This is a genomic window from Collinsella sp. TF11-5AC, from assembly GCF_003436775.1.
GTDB lineage: Bacteria > Actinomycetota > Coriobacteriia > Coriobacteriales > Coriobacteriaceae > Collinsella.
Genome location: NZ_QSQO01000012.1, coordinates 1 through 17067 on the forward strand (window position 1 = coordinate 1; position 17067 = coordinate 17067).

Genomic DNA, 17067 nt, shown 5'->3' on the forward strand with positions numbered 1-17067 from the left:
CCCGAGACGGTCCCGGGCTGACAATTTCGACTGTAATGGACGTTCTTAAATGACTAGTCGTTAAAGAACGTCCCCAATGACTGGCTAGCCGTCGAAGCGGGCTATGGGCGCGAGCGGCTGCTCGCGAAAGACGCGCTCGACAGCGGCGCGGTATTCATCGACCTTTTTGGTCTTGCGTACGAGCTTGTGAACGGTCGCGGGATCGGCGAAGGCGCATTTGGCGTAGAACCACCACTCCTTCATGCGGAAGACCGCGTTGCCGCCGATCTCGTCCGCATAGGCCGCAAACAGCGTGTCGTGGAAACGCTGCAGCTCGGCTGCCGTGGCAGCGGGACCGCCGTTGACCATGCGAGCCAGAGCGGGGTTCGCAAGCAGGCCGCGTCCCAGCATTACATGGCGCGTGCCGGGATAGGCCTCCACCAGCGCGTCCATATCCTCAAGATCGAAAATGTCGCCGTTATAGGCCACGGGGAACGGCGCACGCTCCAGCGTCTCGCCGTAAAACTCCTTGCGCGGTGATCCCGTATAGCGGTCCTTTTGCACGCGCGGATGCACGATCAGCTCTGCCAGCGGCATGCGGCAATAGAGGTCGAGTACGCGCTCGTATTCGTCGTCGCTTTCCAACCCCAGCCTGGTCTTGACCGACACCGGCAGCGGCGAGTGCTCGCACACGTCGCTCAAGAACACCTCGAGCTCGTCGAGATTGCGCAAGAAACCCGAACCCTTGCCCTTGGCGACAACCGTTCCCGAAGGACAACCCAAGTTGAGATTGACCTCGCGATAACCCATGTCGGCGAGCACCTGTGCCGCCCACACAAACTCGTCCGCGTTCTTGGACATCAGCTGAGGCACCACGTTAAGCCCCTGGTTATTGGCGGGATCGACCTCTTTAAACGTCTTACCGCCAAAGCGGTTCCCCACGCGCGGCGGCGGCAAGAACGGCGTGTAATAGCAATCGAGCGCACCGAAGCACTCCGCGTGCACGCGACGGAACACATGCCCAGTAATCCCCTCCATAGGGGCCAACGATAGAATCATCAACATCTACTCTCAGATCAATGCGGCAAAGGGACAGTCCCTTTGTCACATCTACAAATCATCATTCGAGTGTTTATTTTGGCACAGCAACGCAAGCGGCCCCATGCACGTTATTCGTCCTTCGGCAGCGGCTTCATGCTCCAAAAGACGACGTTCATAATGACGACGATGATGAGCACCACGCCGTTGGCCACCCAAAAGCCCATATTCAGGCCGAGCCACTCCGAGGTGCCAAACAGGTCAATCCAAATCTGCGTCCAATTCATGCGAACGCTCCTCTCATGTCAAATCCCCTGTTACAGCAACTCGCCATAGCGCCTGACATAGGCCTTCTTAAGGCTTGTTGCCAACGCCATATACAGCAAGATGCACGGGATCAGGAACAGGAAGTACTCAACGGGCAGGGCACCCAGGCCCAACGTAGGCCCAAGCGGGCTAAACGGAATCGCCGTGAGCAGCGCGATGCCCGTCATCGTGAGCAGCATCACCGGCGCCGAGGCACGGCTCTGAATAAACGGCAGCTTGGGCGTGCGGATCATATGAATGACCAACGTCTGACTCCACATGGACTCGACAAACCAACCGGCCTGGAACAGCGCGATGTATGCCAGCTGCATCTGCTCCAGCGCAGCGCCCGAGTAAACGTGCGCAAGATCGTTAAACAGCACGCCGTGGCTCACAAACAGCGGACAGAAGACAAAATACATAAAGATATAGGTCATAAAGTCAAAGATGGAGCTGGTAGGCCCGATCCAGATCATGAACCTGCCGACACTCGACGCATCCCAGGTACGCGGCACGCGCAGGAACTCCTCGTCCACGTTATCCCAGGGAATCGCCAGGCAGCTGCAGTCATAAATCAAGTTGAGCAGAATCAGCTGGATGCTCATCATGGGCAAAAACGGCAGCAGGGCAGACGCGGCAAGCACGCTAAACATGTTGCCGAAGTTTGAGCTCGCGGTCATCTTGATGTACTTGATCATGTTGGCGTAGGTCTTACGCCCCTCGACGATGCCTTCCTCGAGCACTATCAGGTCCTTCTCAAGCAAGATGATGTCCGCCGACTCCTTGGCAACGTCGACGGCGGTATCGACCGAGATGCCGATATCGGACGACTTCATGGCCGAGGCATCGTTGATGCCGTCACCCATGTAGCCCACAACATGCCCGTTGTCGCGCAGGACGGAGACGACACGCGCCTTTTGGTCGGGCGTGAGCTTGGCAAACACCTGCACGTCCTCGGCACGACGAGCGAGCTCCGCATCATCCATGGTGGCAATGTCGCTACCCAGCAGCATGTTGTTGACCTGCAGCCCCACCTGCTTGCAGATGGTGCGCGTGACCTTCTCGTTGTCGCCGGTCAAAATCTTGGTGACGACACCATGGTTGCGCAGCGCCTCGATGGCATCGGCCGTCGACTCTTTGGGCGGATCCAAAAACGCCAGATAGCCGATCAGGACCATATCGCACTCGTCCTCGGCGCTAAAGGCACCGGCCGGCGAAGGATTGGACTTTTGCGCAATCGCCAACACACGAAAACCGTCGTCGTTTAAATCGGCGACCGTTGCCAGGATACGCTTGCGCACCTCGTCGTCCAGCACGCGAACCGCGCCATCGATCTCGGCGTGCGAGCACACCGAGAGCATTTCCTCGACAGCGCCCTTGGTGACCATCTGAGTCTTACCGCTGCGGTCGCGCACCACGGTGGTAAGGCGACGGCGCGTAAAATCAAACGGCACCTCGTCGACCTTTACATATGCCTCCGAAAGGTCGGTGAGACTCGGGTCGTTGTGCTCCTCTTCCTCGGTGCACTTGATAATCGCCAGGTCCATGAGGTTCTTGTAACCCGTCTGGAAATAACTGTTGAGATAGGCATGGCGCAGAACGCGCGAATCCTCCTGTCCATTGATATTCCAGTGATATTCCAGCACCACCTGGTCCTGTGTCAGCGTGCCGGTCTTATCCGTACACAGCACATCCATGGCGCCAAAGTTCTGAATCGAGTTGAGGTTCTTGACGATGGTCTGCTTTTTGCTCATGGCAACTGCGCCCTTGGCAAGACACGTGGTGACGATCATGGGCAGCATCTCGGGCGTGAGGCCCACGGCGATGCTGATGGCAAAGAGGCCGGCATCGAGCCAATCGTCCTTGGTAACGCCGTTAATCAAAAAGACGAACGGAACCATCACCATCATAAAGCGGATGAGCACCCACGAGACGCCATTGACGCCTTTGGAAAAGCTGGTCTCCACGGCGTCATCCGAAAGGCTCGACGCCATGGAGCCAAACAGGGTCTGCTCGCCCACGCTAAAGACGACTGCGGTCGCGCTGCCCGAGATCACGCTGCTGCCCATAAGGGCGATATTCTCGAACGACGTTGCCGAGTCGGATTCTGCGCAGGTCGCGGGCACCTTCTCGACAGGCTCGCTCTCGCCCGTCAGGCTGGCCTGGCTCACAAAGAGATCCTTTGCCTCGATGATCCTCACGTCTGCGGGGATCATGTCGCCAGCGGAAAGGTGCACGATGTCGCCGACCACCACGTCGTCGATGGGAATCTCCTTTTTGGGAGCATCCTTTCGAGTGGCCGTCACGGTCGTCGTGATCATGTCGAGCAGCTTTTCGGCCGCGTTGCCGCTACGCGCCTCCTGGATATAGCGCAACGTGCCCGAAAGCACCACCATCGTGGTGATGATAATCACGGTCAGCGGATCGAAATCTTCCGGCGTGCTTCCCATAAGCGAAAGGGAGGGAAACACCATGTCCGTTGCCGCCGAGATAATGGCCAGGAAAAACAGGATTGCCGTAAAGGGGTTGACGAAGGCATCTGCGAGCCTGCGGGCTAGCGACTTTTTCTTGCCGCGCGTGACCACGTTGCGCCCGTTGTCCGCCTCGCTGTGTGCGACCTCGTCGCGGTCCAGGCCACCCAAGTTGGACCCGACCCATGCCAAAGCATCGGTCAGCGGAATGGTCGCCGCATACTGAATGCGCCCCTCCGCACGATGTCGAATCAAATCGTGCCGCGCTTGAGCCGTCGATGCCGCGCGGTGCATGGTTAACATCTTCACTTATTACGCTCCGTTCTATCGATTGCGTGCAGAGCAACTTAGCTGCGGCGGTCCTTAACAAGATGGGCCCGCGGCGGCGCACATCGCCCTGCGCTTCCGGTACTGTCACTGCCGCTCAAGGTCCTCACCTCTCCTTCGCGTCTGCGACTGTTCACAGAATAGAAAAGCCGCAAGACCCAGCACATGGCTGGTTTCTTGCGGCTTTCTTGCGATTCGGCAAGGATTGTTCTGCTGCCTTCAATCGGCAGCGGCAATAGGCCAAAGCGTCATTCGGCCATCTTGTAGCCCACGCCCCACACGGTTAACAGATAGCGCGGGTTATCGGGCTCGGGCTCAATCTTCTTTCGTATCTTTCGGACAAAGGCCATGATGTTGCTGTCGTCGAGCAAATACTCGTCCCGCCACACGGCCCGATAGATTTCTTCTTTGCTAAAGACCGTGCCCCGATTGGTGGCCAAAAAGGCAAGGATGTCAAACTCCTTGGGTGTGAGCGAGACGGGCGCCCCCAGGACTTTCACGGTGCGCGAAGCCAGGTCAATCGACAGCCCATCGATAACGATGGGTTCTGTGCCCGAACCGGGCTGCGAGCCCGCGAGCATCAGTTCAACGGACGTGAGCCTGCCCGACGCGATATCGGCAAATATGGGCGCAAGCTCAAGGGCGGCGGCACTACCGGACGAGAACAGCGCACCGCTGAGCTCGGCGGCCTCGGCGGGCGTGATCGCTATGTTGGTTCTGTTCGTTCGCATAGAACCACCCTAGAACAAGCTGCTCGCACGGGACAGATAGACCCGCTTGATGACCGAAACGACAACAAGGTACAGCACGCTGAGCAGCGCGACGACGCCCAAATACCACGCCGGTAAAGCGGCGAGGCCGATCAGCCGCACCGCCGGGCCAAGTGCGAGCAAGGCAGACACGACAAGCATGACGCCAACCATCATCACGAGCAGACGGCGCGGACGGTCCGCCCCGCGAGCGCATCGTGTTCGCAAGACCAAAAGCACCAGAGACTCGGTCCATGCGCACTCCAGCAGCCAACCGGCTTGGAACGTGGCGATAAAGGCCGCCCTACCCGCGGCATCCAGTGCCATAAAAGATGCGCCGCATACAGCAGGGCACACGCCAAAGAACAAGATGGCAAATGTGATGATGTCAAATGCCGAGCTTGCAAAACCAAAATGGAGCATAAAGCCGCCCAAGCCCTTGCCCGACCATGCCTTGGGGCGAGAAATCTCCTCGACGTCAACGTTATCCCACGACAGCGCCAGGCAGGTCGCGTCGTAAAGCAGGTTGAGCAGAAGCAGCTGAGTGGCGGTCGCCGGCACAAAGGGCAAAAAGATGCTGGCGGCAGCCACCGAGCAGATATTGCCAAAGTTAGAACTTGACGCGATGCGGATGTACTTGGAGGCATTGGCGAACGAGGCCCTGCCCTCGCGCACGCCCTCGGCAACGACGTCCAGGTCGCGCTCGAGCAGCACGAGGTCGGCGACCTTCTTGGACTCGGCGGCGGCAGAATCCACGACGATGCCGACGTCTGCCGCCGTGAGCGCCGGCACGTCATTCACGCCGTCGCCGATATAGCCGACGGTATGGCCCGAAAGCCGGATGAGCCCTACGATACGCGCCTTTTGCGCGGGCGTGAGTTCGGCAAAGACGCGAGTGCGTCCCACCTGGATAAGCGCCTCGGACTCCTCCATGGCATCGAGCGTGGCGCCCGTGATGACATTACTGGCGGGAATCCCAAGGCGCGCACAGGTAGAACGAGCGACCGATGCCGAGTCACCGGTCAGTACGCGTACCTCGACAGACAGATCGGACAGCGAGCGAACGGCAGCGCGGGCACTGGTCTTTGGCCGGTCGAAGAAGCCCAGAAAACCGCACAGCACCAGGCCGTCCCAGCCTGCCGCCGTCGTACTGTAGGCGACAGCGAGCACTTTGATGCCATCGGCACGCATGTCCTCGGCAACCTCGTACGCACTCCGGCGCCCTTCTTCGTTCATGGGAACGAGCTCGCCTTTAAAGTTCGCCCAGGCGCAATGCGCGCAAACGCTCTCGACCTCGCCTTTAACAATGGTCAGGTGACTATCGGGACGAGCCGGCAGCCCCAAGCACCCAAGTGCCTCCGGCGTAGCGTCGAGCTTGACGCCTGACGCTTTGGTAACGTGGTCAAAGGGATCGGACGCATGCAGGATAAATGCACGGCCAAGATCTTTGGCAGCAAGGCAAAGCTCGGGTGCGGCACACGCATCGGCAATAGCCCGGTTAAGTTGATTGGCGGCAACTCCCTGATTCGCACTCTCGAGATACGCTAAGTTGAGGGTCTGCTCGCTCTCGTTGCCCAGGATATCGGTGTAGTACTCCAGCACCGCGGCGTCTTCGGTCAGCGTACCCGTCTTGTCTACGCACACCACGTCCATGGAGCCCAGCGACTCCATAGCGTCGACGTTTTTAACGATGACCCGTTTGCTTTTGAGGCGGCGGGCGCTGCCCGACAGACAGACGCTCGTAACCACCGGAAGCATTTCGGGAACCAGACCCACGGCCGTTCCCAAAGCAAACAGCAGCGCTTGCGTCCAGTCGCCCAGCACGACGCCGCGAATCATGATGACAAACGGCAGCACGATCAGCATGCACTTGACCAAAGCCGCGCAAATGCTCTGGGCCCCGGCATTAAACTGCGTGGCAGGGCAGACGCGCCGACGCGGCACGGCCTCCTCCTTGTCGGCACTCGCAAGAACGGTTGCCGAGGCCTTGCCGTCAACAATCGTCGTCCCCGCGCGAACGGCATCGCCCTCACGCTTGGCAGTCTGGCCGCTCTCGCCCGTAAGTGATGACTCGGAAACAAGAATGTGATTGCCCTTGGCAAGAACCGCATCGACCGGACAGAGCATGCCGGCGTACAGGCGAATCACATCGCCGGGTGCAAGCCGGTCGGCATCGACTTGGACCCAGCATGCGTCGACACGTTTCCAAACGGCCGCATGGCTCGCCTTTAACATATGGCGATCAAAGCTGCGCTTGGCCTCATTTTCGTAGAACAGGCGCACCAAGCCGCCGGCCAGCCACATTACAAACAGCACGGCAGGCGCAAACACCCCCGTCTGGCCCTGCGCCTGCGGAACGACATCGACCAAAAAAGCCAAACCGGCCAGCGCAAGCAGCAAGGACGAGAACGGGTTGAAGAATGATTTTCTAATCATCGAAGCCTCTTTCTAGCGTAGCTTCGATTGTATCCGAGGTGTATATCGGCACCCCCGACCCAGACCTTGCGACTTCCTTGCTTTTACATGTGACAAAGGGACAGTCCCTTTGTCACATCCCATTCAAGCGGTTCAGGAACTCTTCGCAGGCGCGGGAACGCAGGCGATATTTTTTCCATACCAGATACGATGCAATGGTAAGCGGCGGCTCAAATGGGACAAAACGCAAATCGCTGCCTTCATCTATCTGCAGCAAGCTTCCAATGCTAACCGCACACGCAGCACCCGAACGCACCAGATGTGACGCGTTGCCGATCAGATCGAAATGCCCCACGATGTTGAGTTCATCGACGCTAAGGACGCCGCTCGACCACACTTCCAGGTCCAGCGCTCGATTCGAGGTGCGCGAACTCACCAGCAGCGGCATCTTCGCCACGTCCGTAGGCGTCAGCACGTCAAGCTCGCCCCATGGACCGCTCGCGGCGACAACGGCACCGACTCGATCCGCCTCGGGCATACGAATCCATTCGTATTTCTCGACGTTAACAGGCTCCAACAACAGCGCAAAGTCGAGCAGGCCACGCTCCAAGCGCTCCTCTACCGCATCGGCATTACCGGTATAGAGTTCTATCGTCACTCCTGGATGATCCCGATGCAGCTCCGCAAAGATATCGAGCACCGGCCGCATCGATTTGGTTTCACCGGCGCCAATGCGGACAACGCCCGCAATGCCGAGCTCCCGATCCGCCAACTCCAGCTCGGTCTGCTCCACCAGCGAGACGATTTCCTCGGCGCGCTGGCGCAGTCGCATGCCATCGCTCGTAAGCACACATGATCGATTGGTGCGCTCAAAAAGCTCGACGCCCAGCTCGCGCTCAAGATCGGCAATCTGACGTGACAGCGTAGGCTGCGTCACGTGTAGCACGTTTGCCGCCTCGGTCATGTTTTCCTCACGCGCCACCGCCAAAAAGTAACGTAAAGTCCGTAGCTCCATTGCACCCTCAACTCAGACAAGGTATTCCACTCGCCAGCCATTTGGTATTCGTATACCTAGCTAGTCGATATGAGCAATATACATTATTAACCTATCAACGTACGCTATAGCCATCCCCTCAAAGATAAGGAGAACACCATGCAGTACACCACCCTTGGACATTCCGGCATCAAAGTCTCTAAACTCTGCCTGGGAGGCATGAGCTTTGGCGAGGCCAGCCCCGACTTTCACCAATGGACCATCGGACCCGACGATACGCGCGCCGTCATCAAACGCGCACTCGACACCGGAATCAACTTTATCGATACCGCGAACTGCTACAGCTTTGGCACGAGCGAAGAGTACATTGGCGCCGCCCTGCGCAATCTGGGAATCGCTCGCGAGAGCGTCGTGCTAGCTAGCAAGGTTCACTTCAACGAAGGCGGCCTTTCCGCCGACGCCATCAAACGTGAGATCGAAGGCTCGCTCAAGCGCTTGGGCACCGATTACCTGGATCTTTACATCATCCACCGCTTCGATTACGACGTCCCCATGGAAGAGACCATGGAAGCGCTCAACGATCTGGTGCGCGAGGGCAAGGTCCGCGCGCTCGGCGCCAGCGCTATGTATGCCTACCAGCTGCACAACCTGCAGATCGTCGCACGCGACCACGGATGGACGCCCTTTACGAGCATGCAGTGCCACTACAACCTGCTGTACCGAGAGGACGAGCGGGAGATGATTCCGGTATGCCGCCAGTTCGACATGGCCCTTACGCCATACAGCCCCCTGGCGTCGGGACACCTCTGCCGCCCCACGTGGGAAAGCTCGAGCACACGTGGCACCACCGACACGACCATGGCCAATAAGTATGACCATAACCGCGCCATCGACATGCCCGTCGTCGAGCGTGTGGCCAAGGTTGCCGCCGATCATGACGTGTCGATGCCGCAGATTGCGCTGGCGTGGCACTGGGCGCGTGGAGTCGAGGCGCCCATCGTGGGTTGCTCCAAGCCCGAGCGAGTCGACGACGCCGTAGCTGCGCTCGACATAACGCTCTCCCCCGCCGAGATCGACTTCCTCGAGGAGCTTTATCAACCGCATGCGCTCGTTGGTCCCAAGGCCCGTCCCGGCGAAAAGCCGCTTGCCGGCACCACCAAGGTCAAAACCACAAAGTGATGCCATGGACGACAACATCATCGACGGCCTACGCGACGCCGGCTGCAACGAAGAGTTTATCGAGCTGTACGGTACTGCCGCCAGCGACTGCGCGCGCATTTGCCTACTAAAACGGCATCGCCGCGAATTGCTCAACGATATACACGCGGGGCAACAGAAGCTCGAATGCCTTGACTATCTCATCTATCGGCTACGCAGTGCCTCGACCGGATGCTGTTCAAGCCGCTCAAGATTGTGAGCATGAGGCAGCGCCGAATAGCAACTCGGCACAACCACAACCGTAGCAACAAAAGGAGTTCCAATGGCAAAAACACTTGTAGCATATTTCAGCGCATCGGGAACCACGATGGACATTGCGAGTCGCTTGGCTCGCATGACGGACAGCGACCTGTTCGCCATTGTGCCCGCCGATCCATACACAAGCGCCGATCTTGACTGGCGTGACAAGCAGAGCCGCAGCACGCTCGAGGCAGCCGACCCCTCCTGCCACCCTGCCATAACCTCTAAAGTCGAGCACATCGAAGACTACGACACCATCTTTTTGGGATTTCCCATCTGGTGGTACGTGGCGCCGGCGATCATCAACACGTTCCTTGAGTCTTACGACCTGACGGGCAAAACGGTCGTCCTGTTTGCCACCTCGGGCGGAAGCGGAATGGGCAAAACGGCGTCGGTCCTTAGGGCAAGCGCTCCAGGCGCAAAGATCGTTGACGGCGGCATTCTCAACAACGCAAGCAACGCCGACATCGAGAAGTTCGCGGCAAGGTACCTCTAACGCGCCAAAGACCTAAGCGGACAATCTACTCCAGGACAGAGGAGCTCGCCCGACGCTCCCAACGAAGAAACGCACGGGTTTACGCTCCAGTTGCCGCTCGCGAACGCCGCCCATATTTCGAGGTCTAATACTTTTCCCGAGAAGTGAACGGCTGTATTTGGACCCCCGAAGCATTGACTTTTTTAGGCGTCAAAACCGCAGGATTTGACTAGTAAAACCGCGGGAAATTGCACGCCAAAAGTGTCGATGCTTCGGGGGTCCGTTTTCACTCGTTCACTTCTCGGGAAAAGTATTAGACCTCGATTTCCGCAGTCCCCAATGTGACAAAGGGACTGTCCCTTTGTCACATTCCAACGAGCGCCCAGGCGGAGAGCGATGAGAATTCAAACTCCCTGCAGCAGCTCATCGATGGCGGGATTCTCTATACTGGGTCACATATGACGGTATCGCGCCAAAGGAGAACGCCATGGCCACGTCACAGATATCCCTGCTTGCGCTCATCTTGGTTGGGGGCATCGGCATCCTGTTTATAGGAGCGAGCATGCTCATGAAGGCCGCCGCCCGCAAGAAAGCCAAGGCCTGTACCGCCGTGACCATGGGGACGGTCATCGACCATCGCTTGATGGGTGAAGGCAGAATGCATCCCGTTTTGGAATACACCGTCGACGGCACGCAATACCTCGCGACAAAACAATTCCGCGGCATAAAGACCAAAAGCTTGTCGGGACTCCCCATCCGCACACAAGCCGCCGCCCACGAAGACCCCAAGGGCTGGCTGCACGTACAGACGGGGCCCATCGCCCGCCTAGACACCCTTGCAGAGCAGCTTTGGCCCCTCGGCAGTCAAATGACCGTACACTACAACCCCAGCAACCCAGGCAAAAGCTATGTCGAACGCCCCATCGTGGGCAACTTTGCCACGCTGATGTTTAACATCGCAGGCTTCTTGCTCATCGCGATGAGCATCTTGCTCTATGTTCTTATCCAGCGCTAGCTCAAACTGATGCGCCCCGCGCCCTATGCGCCGCAACGACCGTTACGACACCAAGGATTGACTATGGCAACACTTTCCGAACAAGAACGTAAGCGCATCCAGCGATACTGCATCTGCCCCAAGGTTGCCGGCGCGGCGCTTGCCATGGCATTCGTGCTGCCCTTATCGATTATTCCTTTCGAAATGATCGACGACATCGTCTTCCATCACGAAGGCTTCCAAGAGACGGGAATGATGACCGCCTTGGTGCTCACCGCCATCGAGCTCGTCATATTCTGTTATTGCGCTCTCGCCCCGCGCTTTGGCATGCGTGGCAAGCAGTGGAAGGAAATGCAGTACCGGCTCGCCGTCGAGCAGAGCGAGAAAGACCGCTCGGCACAGATCGCAGGCGTTGTTGGTACGCAGGCCGCCGCGCGCCTGCTCAGGAACAGTGACAACGAGACCGCGCGCAACCTAGGCGGCGCGGCAGAGGTCGCCGCTGCCGTAGGCGCCGTCGCCACCGCGGCAGATGTGCTTGCCGAGAGCTTCGCCAACGCAAAGGCCGTGGCAGAGGCCTGTGGCGTGCCTATCCCCCGTGCAAAAAAGTGGGTCGTCGCGCTTGTGACGCTGCCCCTCGCAATCGTGTGCGGCGCCTATATCCCGCAGCTGGCGCAGGGAAACATCGAGATGCAGGAGAATGCCGCGGCTGCAGCCGAGCAGATCTCCATCGCCCGTAAGGCGCTGGAGCCCTCATGCGAGTACGTGTCTGCCGATGACCCCTACGAGCGATATCAAGATTACGGCTATCACGTCCGCGGCTATCTGCACGACGGCGACTCCGATGCCCAAAAGACCTATACGTACCTGGATTTTGACAACAAGGGAACGCTCACGGAAGTGAGCTACGCGGCAGAGATCGACCCCGACGCGAGCCTCGAGGACAACCTCGCCCGTATCGAGCTCGACCTTGACGAGCTTTCCTCTGTTGTCCAAACCATAGACATCAAGACCGCAAGCCCCGAGCTCCTAGCACCGCAGAAGCTCCCCGAAGAGTTTAGGCAGGCTTTTTTGAGCGGTTCGCTCTACGAGAGAATCTCTATCAGGACGAGTGACGACCCCGTCAAAACGTATTACTCGTTTGATACGGATCCCGAGGATGAGTTTGACGAGTACACCCATCCAAGTATACGCATCACGTTGATGGGCAAAACGAGCTAGGCGCAGAATGTGACAAAGGGCACCGACATTAGTCGATGCCCTAAGGTTACTGCATGTTAAGTCCTACAGCGTATATCTAAGACGAATCGAATTATTCATCCCAGGAGAGATTCTTGCCAGTCTTCTTTGCCAGCAGCAAAAACAGACCGATGATGACGTTGCATGCAATGCAGAAGATGAAGACGCCCTGGAAGGAGCCAACGAGCTCGTATACCTTCATCATGACGGGCATGCCAAAGGCACCGACGATATAGCCCACGGAGCAGATGAGTGCGAAGATGCGACCAAAGTCACGGGAGCCAAAGACGTCCATCACCAAAACGGTCAGAGCGGTGCCGGCAATGACGTACATGACGTCGTTAACACCGGCAGCAAGAATGCTGAGCGTCGAGTTGCCGCTGCTCATCATGAGCATGACAAAGGAGAGAATCGAGACGGCGAGCCAGCTCAGAATGGCCTTGGTGCTGCCAAACTTATCGCAAGTGGTACCGACGATCGGGTTGAGGAACAGGTCGAACAGCGATGCGGCGGAAACCATGAAGCCACCCACCATGGGGCTAAAGCCGACCTCGGCGGCATAGGTGGGGAACAGTTGGTTCATGCAGCAAGTAAGCTGAACGAGGCAGAGGAAGCCGATGCAGAAAAAGAATGCAGGCGACTTAATAGCGCGTGCGTAGCTAACGCCACGTGCACTATCCTCGGTCGTTTCCTCGGTCTCAGCGACCGTCTCGCCTTCGACATAGCCATAGGGCAGCATGCCCTTGTCCTGGGGCTTATAGCGGATAATCAGGATGGAAGCGGGAAGAATGAGCACGGCGGAGACGCCAGCGAGCACCAGATAACCAGTCCTCCAGCCAGCAGCCTCAATGACAGAGGTGATGACGGGGCTCATGATGAGCATGTAAATCGAGTTCACTGCCCAAGCGAGGCCAATTGCCAGGCCGCCAGATTTTTTGAACCACTGGTCAATAACATCGGACATGGCGACGCCGGTAGTGAAGGCGAAGCAAACGCCAATCAAGGCGCCAGCTGCGATGAACATCCAGACTTCGGTGTAGAAGGCCATGCCTACGCCAGCGGCGAGCAGAATAAGCTCGACGACGGGGAGCCAAAACTTGCCAACAACCTTGGGGATGAGTTTTCCGACAAACGGAAGAGCTGCCGCAAGACCAATGAGCGTTGCAGTGAAGTAATACGAGAAGATGGAGTAGTCAAATCCGAACTCCTCGCACACGGGCGCGACGAAGGAGCCAGCGATTACGCTATAGGATCCGGTCGTACCGGCAGACATGAGGCCGAGCGCAATCACGAGAACCCATGCGTAAACCTTGCTGCTCTTTAACTTTGCACTTTCCATTGATACAGCTCCTAGAGACCCAGAAGGGCGCACATAACGGCCTTGATGGTGTGCTGACGGTTCTCTGCCTCACGAAAGATGACCGACGCGTTGGCCTCAAAGCACTCGTCCGCAATCTCAAAGCCCTCGGTGATGATTTCACGATGCAGGTCGTTCTTGCACTGGTCGAGCAACATCTTGCCAACGCGGTGATTTGCGTTGTGAACAGAGGGGAGCTCGTGCATGCAGAAGATGTCGGGGTTGTTGGTGCGCTTGCACAGCTCACTGGTGACGCGATAGGGGTACAGGGACTCGGCGTCGCCAAGCCAAGAGTTGTAGTCATCGGGGTCCAGAACCTCATCGCCGCACTCGGGGTTGATGTAGCGCCACTCCTCGGTAACGATTACGTCGACACCGTCCAGAGCATCAAGGTCAGAGGTGATGGTGAAGGTCCTGTTGGGCGCGTACTTGGCGTAGCAGGCCTCGACCTCCTCGATCATTTCCTTGCACATCTGGTGACGGAGGTCGTCGGGGCCGATGGCGAGGAAGTCCATGTCGAGCATCGCGCACAGACGGCCATACCACACGGGGGCACCGGCGCAGTTGCCAACGAAGGCCATCTTCTTGCCACGGCTCGTGCGCAGGCCACCCCACTGCTCCTCCATCGTGAGAGCGTCTGCGAGCATCTGGGTCGGGTGATCGCCGAGAGTGAGGGCATTGATGACTGGAATATCGACCAAGTCGGCGACATCATAGAGGAACTGCTCGTCCTTTTGTGCACGATAGACAATGAGATCATACATGCCGTTGAAGACGCGCATGGCATCCTCGATGGTCTCGCAATCACCCATGTGGGAGTTGGTCAGATAGGTGAAGCCCATGCCCAGGTCGTTGCAAGAGGTCTCAAAGGCGCAGCGAGTGCGGGTCGAGCCCCACTCAAAGTTGGCGAGAACGTTCTTGCCGGGGAAGTAGCGCTGGTCGACACCGGACTTTTTCTGGGCCTTGAGGTTCCAGGCAAGATCGATGAGGTAACGGAAATCCTCAGAGGAAAGATCGTGGATGTTGAGGTAGTCGCGACCGCGAAGGCTGTTGTTCATGCCTATTTCCTTTCAATTGTTTGATGGGTAAGTGTCGAATGTGCCCCCGAGGGAAACACGGATATCCCTCGGGGACTGTAAATGTGGCGCCTGGATCAGGCAGCGCAAGTTTAAGAACTTGCTAGCAGCTGGCGGCCACGTCCTTGGTCCAGCAGTGCACGCCGCCGCCGGACAGGTTAAGCGCGAGAGAGTCGATCATGATGACCTTGCGATCGGGGAAGCAGCTCTCAAGAACCGCCTTGGCCTGCTCATCCTTCTCCTTCACGACTTCGCTCATGCCTTCGTGGTAATAACGCTGGCCAAGAACGACGCCATTGCAGATGAGGAAGTTGCAGTAGCTTGCTGCGGCATAAAAGTGAACGGGGCCTTCGGGCCAAGGGGTGCCATCCATGAACTTGCCGCCCATTTCGTCGATGAAGCCTTTATACAGCTCGTAGTCCTCGTCGCCGGGGGCGATGACAACCTCGATCGGCTCGGCAGTGGGCATGCGGACGATTTCGAAGGGCTTGCCCTCCCAGTCCGTCTCAGCGCGCAGGATCTCGTAGGCGGCGTCGATGCGACGACGCGACTCCGCGCCCGCCTTGCTCGACGCGGCCTCCTCATCGGATACCTCGGCAAGAAGAATCTTGTTCGGGGTGATAAAGCGGCACATCTCATCGATGTGGGCGGCGAAGCTCATGCCGAAGACAGGAGTTCCATCTTCCTTCTCGTCGAGGATGCCCAGTCGATAGTCGTCGTCCTCAAGCATAGGCTGCGGCAGCCAGATAACCTTGTTGAGGTTGTAGATGCGCTTGTACTCGGCCTCCACTTCCTCTTTTGAGAACTCGGGATTGCGCTTGCGGCATTCCGTGTCCTCGATGGCGATCAGGGTGCCGTGACCGTCAAACTCGCGGTCGCCGCCCTCCGAAACCATTTCGGAATTGACGATATCGAAACACCCGAGCGCAACCGCCATGTGAACAGCTGCCCTGCGTGCGGACTGGCACTCTGGGGAGTTCTTGTCCCACACGCCGTAATAGGTCCAAGCGGGGTTGACCATATAGGAATGGCCTTCGTCGTCGACCATGATGCTGGGGCCGTTGTCGCGAACGTAGAAGTTGGAATCTTCGAACTGCGTAATCTGGATACGGTCGAAATCCACCCCTTCCTCTTTAAGGCGCGAGCAGGCTTCCTCGTAGGAGCCGGGGGTGCCACAGTTGAGGTTGACCGTAACGTCGCCATACTCAAGCAAAGCTTTAATTACGTCAACGCAGGGCTGGCGATTATCGAAGCCCTCTGCGCGAATGTAATCGGGAAGCCATGTCACATAGACGTTGGAGCGCTTCTCAAACTCGCCCGGCATACGATAGTTCTCGTACATGGTTGGTCCTTCCGTCGGGTTTCCCGCAATGCTGTCCGGCCGCGACAATAGCGGGGTTACACCAGCTATAGTACTACTATACCTACCGTTCGGTAGGTGATTTTGTATAATTGCCATTCGCCTGTCGATACCTACCGTTCACCGTTTATAGTGGTCGTGTTTGGACACGAATTGATGTTCCGTTGCCATTCTTAATAATGTTGGCAATGCGGAAGTGATTTGCAATGGAGAAGTGAAGCGTGAGCACAAAGGGAAAAATATTGGATGCAATGTATGATCTTGTGGCAGAAGTCGGTTACGACAAGGCGTCCATTGGAAAAATCTGCGACCGTGTCGGCATATCCAAGCCATCGGTGTACTACTACTTTCCCTCTAAAGAGGATATTTTCACCACGCTCTTAGATAGTATGTTTCCGACTATCGACTATCAGCGCGACTACTCGCTAATAGTCGATAGGGACGGATTCAAGGCGGCGCTTATCGAGCTCGGCAATTCGGTTATAGGTGGCTATCGTAGTGATGAAAAGCGCCGTCGCGTGCTGGCCGAGGTCAGTATTCAGGCAAATCGAATCCCTGCAGTTCAGGAACGTCAGGCAACGGCGATCAACCGAACTATGGACGCGCTTAAAGACATCCTTCTCCATGGCCTAGAAATTGGCGCGTTTTCCGATGAAACAGACGTCATGCTGTACGTGCAGATTCTTTACACCGTACTTGAGGGAGCGAGCAATACCGTTGCCCAAGATGAAGACATCGATGAAAAGGCTGTTTGGGCAGGGATCGTCGAACTCATGTTTAAATAGGCGCGTAATAACAGAGGCACCTTGGCAAGCGCGATGCGACGACTTGC

General features: G+C 57.6%; 15 protein-coding genes. 6 read left to right on the forward strand and 9 right to left on the reverse strand.

Going from position 1 to position 17067, the window contains the following annotated elements:
- Positions 1 to 84: 84 nt before the first annotated feature.
- The 6 genes from DXD16_RS06475 to DXD16_RS06495 all read right to left on the reverse strand — a co-directional run bounded on the left by DXD16_RS06475 (position 85) and on the right by DXD16_RS06495 (position 8300).
- The gene (locus tag DXD16_RS06475; protein WP_117655565.1) at positions 85 to 1038 is read right to left on the reverse strand and encodes a tRNA-dihydrouridine synthase; all 954 of its coding nucleotides are present in this window, start codon (positions 1036 to 1038) and stop codon (positions 85 to 87) included.
- 110 nt (positions 1039 to 1148) lie between these two features.
- A complete protein-coding gene (locus DXD16_RS10375) occupies positions 1149 to 1304 on the reverse strand; it encodes a hypothetical protein (protein ID WP_199408140.1) in 156 nt (51 codons plus the stop codon).
- Positions 1305 to 1334: 30 nt separating this feature from the next.
- Positions 1335 to 4097, reverse strand: coding sequence for a magnesium-translocating P-type ATPase (gene mgtA / locus DXD16_RS06480; protein ID WP_117655566.1), 2763 nt, complete (start codon positions 4095 to 4097; stop codon positions 1335 to 1337).
- A 272-nt stretch (positions 4098 to 4369) separates the two neighbouring features.
- Positions 4370 to 4852: a winged helix-turn-helix domain-containing protein gene (locus tag DXD16_RS06485; RefSeq protein WP_117655524.1), complete on the reverse strand. Its 483-nt coding sequence runs from the start codon at positions 4850 to 4852 to the stop codon at positions 4370 to 4372.
- A 9-nt stretch (positions 4853 to 4861) separates the two neighbouring features.
- Positions 4862 to 7306, reverse strand: coding sequence for an HAD-IC family P-type ATPase (locus tag DXD16_RS06490; protein WP_117655525.1), 2445 nt, complete (start codon positions 7304 to 7306; stop codon positions 4862 to 4864).
- 112 nt (positions 7307 to 7418) lie between these two features.
- Positions 7419 to 8300, reverse strand: coding sequence for a LysR family transcriptional regulator (locus DXD16_RS06495; protein WP_117655526.1), 882 nt, complete (start codon positions 8298 to 8300; stop codon positions 7419 to 7421).
- Positions 8301 to 8438: 138 nt separating this feature from the next.
- Between DXD16_RS06495 and DXD16_RS06500 the strand changes: the two genes are divergently transcribed.
- The 5 genes from DXD16_RS06500 (at position 8439) to DXD16_RS06520 (ending at position 12424) form a co-directional block, all read left to right on the forward strand.
- Entirely contained in the window at positions 8439 to 9458 is a 1020-nt protein-coding gene (locus DXD16_RS06500) for an aldo/keto reductase (RefSeq protein ID WP_117655527.1), read from the forward strand.
- 4 nt (positions 9459 to 9462) lie between these two features.
- Complete coding sequence (locus tag DXD16_RS06505; protein ID WP_117655528.1) at positions 9463 to 9696, forward strand: hypothetical protein; 234 nt, start codon at positions 9463 to 9465, stop codon at positions 9694 to 9696.
- A 63-nt stretch (positions 9697 to 9759) separates the two neighbouring features.
- Positions 9760 to 10233 carry a flavodoxin gene (locus tag DXD16_RS06510; protein WP_117655529.1) on the forward strand — a complete coding sequence of 158 codons (474 nt, stop codon included), beginning with the start codon at positions 9760 to 9762 and terminating at the stop codon, positions 10231 to 10233.
- A gap of 466 nt (positions 10234 to 10699) precedes the next feature.
- Positions 10700 to 11227: a DUF3592 domain-containing protein gene (locus tag DXD16_RS06515; protein ID WP_117655530.1), complete on the forward strand. Its 528-nt coding sequence runs from the start codon at positions 10700 to 10702 to the stop codon at positions 11225 to 11227.
- Positions 11228 to 11290: 63 nt separating this feature from the next.
- Positions 11291 to 12424, forward strand: coding sequence for a hypothetical protein (locus DXD16_RS06520; protein ID WP_117655531.1), 1134 nt, complete (start codon positions 11291 to 11293; stop codon positions 12422 to 12424).
- Between the two features lie 91 nt (positions 12425 to 12515).
- Here the strand turns inward: DXD16_RS06520 and DXD16_RS06525 are convergent, their stop codons facing one another.
- From DXD16_RS06525 to DXD16_RS06535, 3 genes are all read right to left on the reverse strand, one after another.
- On the reverse strand, positions 12516 to 13781 hold the full coding sequence (locus DXD16_RS06525) for an MFS transporter (RefSeq protein ID WP_117655532.1): 1266 nt from the start codon (positions 13779 to 13781) through the stop codon (positions 12516 to 12518).
- Between the two features lie 11 nt (positions 13782 to 13792).
- Positions 13793 to 14857: an ornithine carbamoyltransferase gene (locus DXD16_RS06530; RefSeq protein WP_117635843.1), complete on the reverse strand. Its 1065-nt coding sequence runs from the start codon at positions 14855 to 14857 to the stop codon at positions 13793 to 13795.
- Between the two features lie 121 nt (positions 14858 to 14978).
- Positions 14979 to 16217: an agmatine/peptidylarginine deiminase gene (locus tag DXD16_RS06535; RefSeq protein ID WP_117655533.1), complete on the reverse strand. Its 1239-nt coding sequence runs from the start codon at positions 16215 to 16217 to the stop codon at positions 14979 to 14981.
- 239 nt (positions 16218 to 16456) lie between these two features.
- Here DXD16_RS06535 and DXD16_RS06540 point away from each other — a divergent pair, with 239 nt between their 5' ends.
- Complete coding sequence (locus DXD16_RS06540) at positions 16457 to 17020, forward strand: TetR/AcrR family transcriptional regulator (RefSeq protein WP_117563584.1); 564 nt, start codon at positions 16457 to 16459, stop codon at positions 17018 to 17020.
- Positions 17021 to 17067: the final 47 nt, after the last annotated feature.

What these genes read in the sequence shown, in the direction of transcription:
- DXD16_RS06510 (WP_117655529.1), top strand. Translation starts at nt 9,760, where the DNA reads ATGGCAAAAACACTTGTAGCATATTTCAGCGCATCGGGAACCACGATG.
- DXD16_RS06525 (WP_117655532.1), bottom strand. Translation starts at nt 13,781, where the DNA reads ATGGAAAGTGCAAAGTTAAAGAGCAGCAAGGTTTACGCATGGGTTCTC.
- DXD16_RS06520 (WP_117655531.1), top strand. Translation starts at nt 11,291, where the DNA reads ATGGCAACACTTTCCGAACAAGAACGTAAGCGCATCCAGCGATACTGC.
- DXD16_RS06490 (WP_117655525.1), bottom strand. Translation starts at nt 7,306, where the DNA reads ATGATTAGAAAATCATTCTTCAACCCGTTCTCGTCCTTGCTGCTTGCG.
- DXD16_RS06495 (WP_117655526.1), bottom strand. Translation starts at nt 8,300, where the DNA reads ATGGAGCTACGGACTTTACGTTACTTTTTGGCGGTGGCGCGTGAGGAA.
- DXD16_RS10375 (WP_199408140.1), bottom strand. Translation starts at nt 1,304, where the DNA reads ATGAATTGGACGCAGATTTGGATTGACCTGTTTGGCACCTCGGAGTGG.
- DXD16_RS06485 (WP_117655524.1), bottom strand. Translation starts at nt 4,852, where the DNA reads ATGCGAACGAACAGAACCAACATAGCGATCACGCCCGCCGAGGCCGCC.
- mgtA (WP_117655566.1), bottom strand. Translation starts at nt 4,097, where the DNA reads ATGTTAACCATGCACCGCGCGGCATCGACGGCTCAAGCGCGGCACGAT.
- DXD16_RS06500 (WP_117655527.1), top strand. Translation starts at nt 8,439, where the DNA reads ATGCAGTACACCACCCTTGGACATTCCGGCATCAAAGTCTCTAAACTC.
- DXD16_RS06475 (WP_117655565.1), bottom strand. Translation starts at nt 1,038, where the DNA reads ATGATTCTATCGTTGGCCCCTATGGAGGGGATTACTGGGCATGTGTTC.
- DXD16_RS06530 (WP_117635843.1), bottom strand. Translation starts at nt 14,857, where the DNA reads ATGAACAACAGCCTTCGCGGTCGCGACTACCTCAACATCCACGATCTT.
- DXD16_RS06515 (WP_117655530.1), top strand. Translation starts at nt 10,700, where the DNA reads ATGGCCACGTCACAGATATCCCTGCTTGCGCTCATCTTGGTTGGGGGC.
- DXD16_RS06505 (WP_117655528.1), top strand. Translation starts at nt 9,463, where the DNA reads ATGGACGACAACATCATCGACGGCCTACGCGACGCCGGCTGCAACGAA.
- DXD16_RS06535 (WP_117655533.1), bottom strand. Translation starts at nt 16,217, where the DNA reads ATGTACGAGAACTATCGTATGCCGGGCGAGTTTGAGAAGCGCTCCAAC.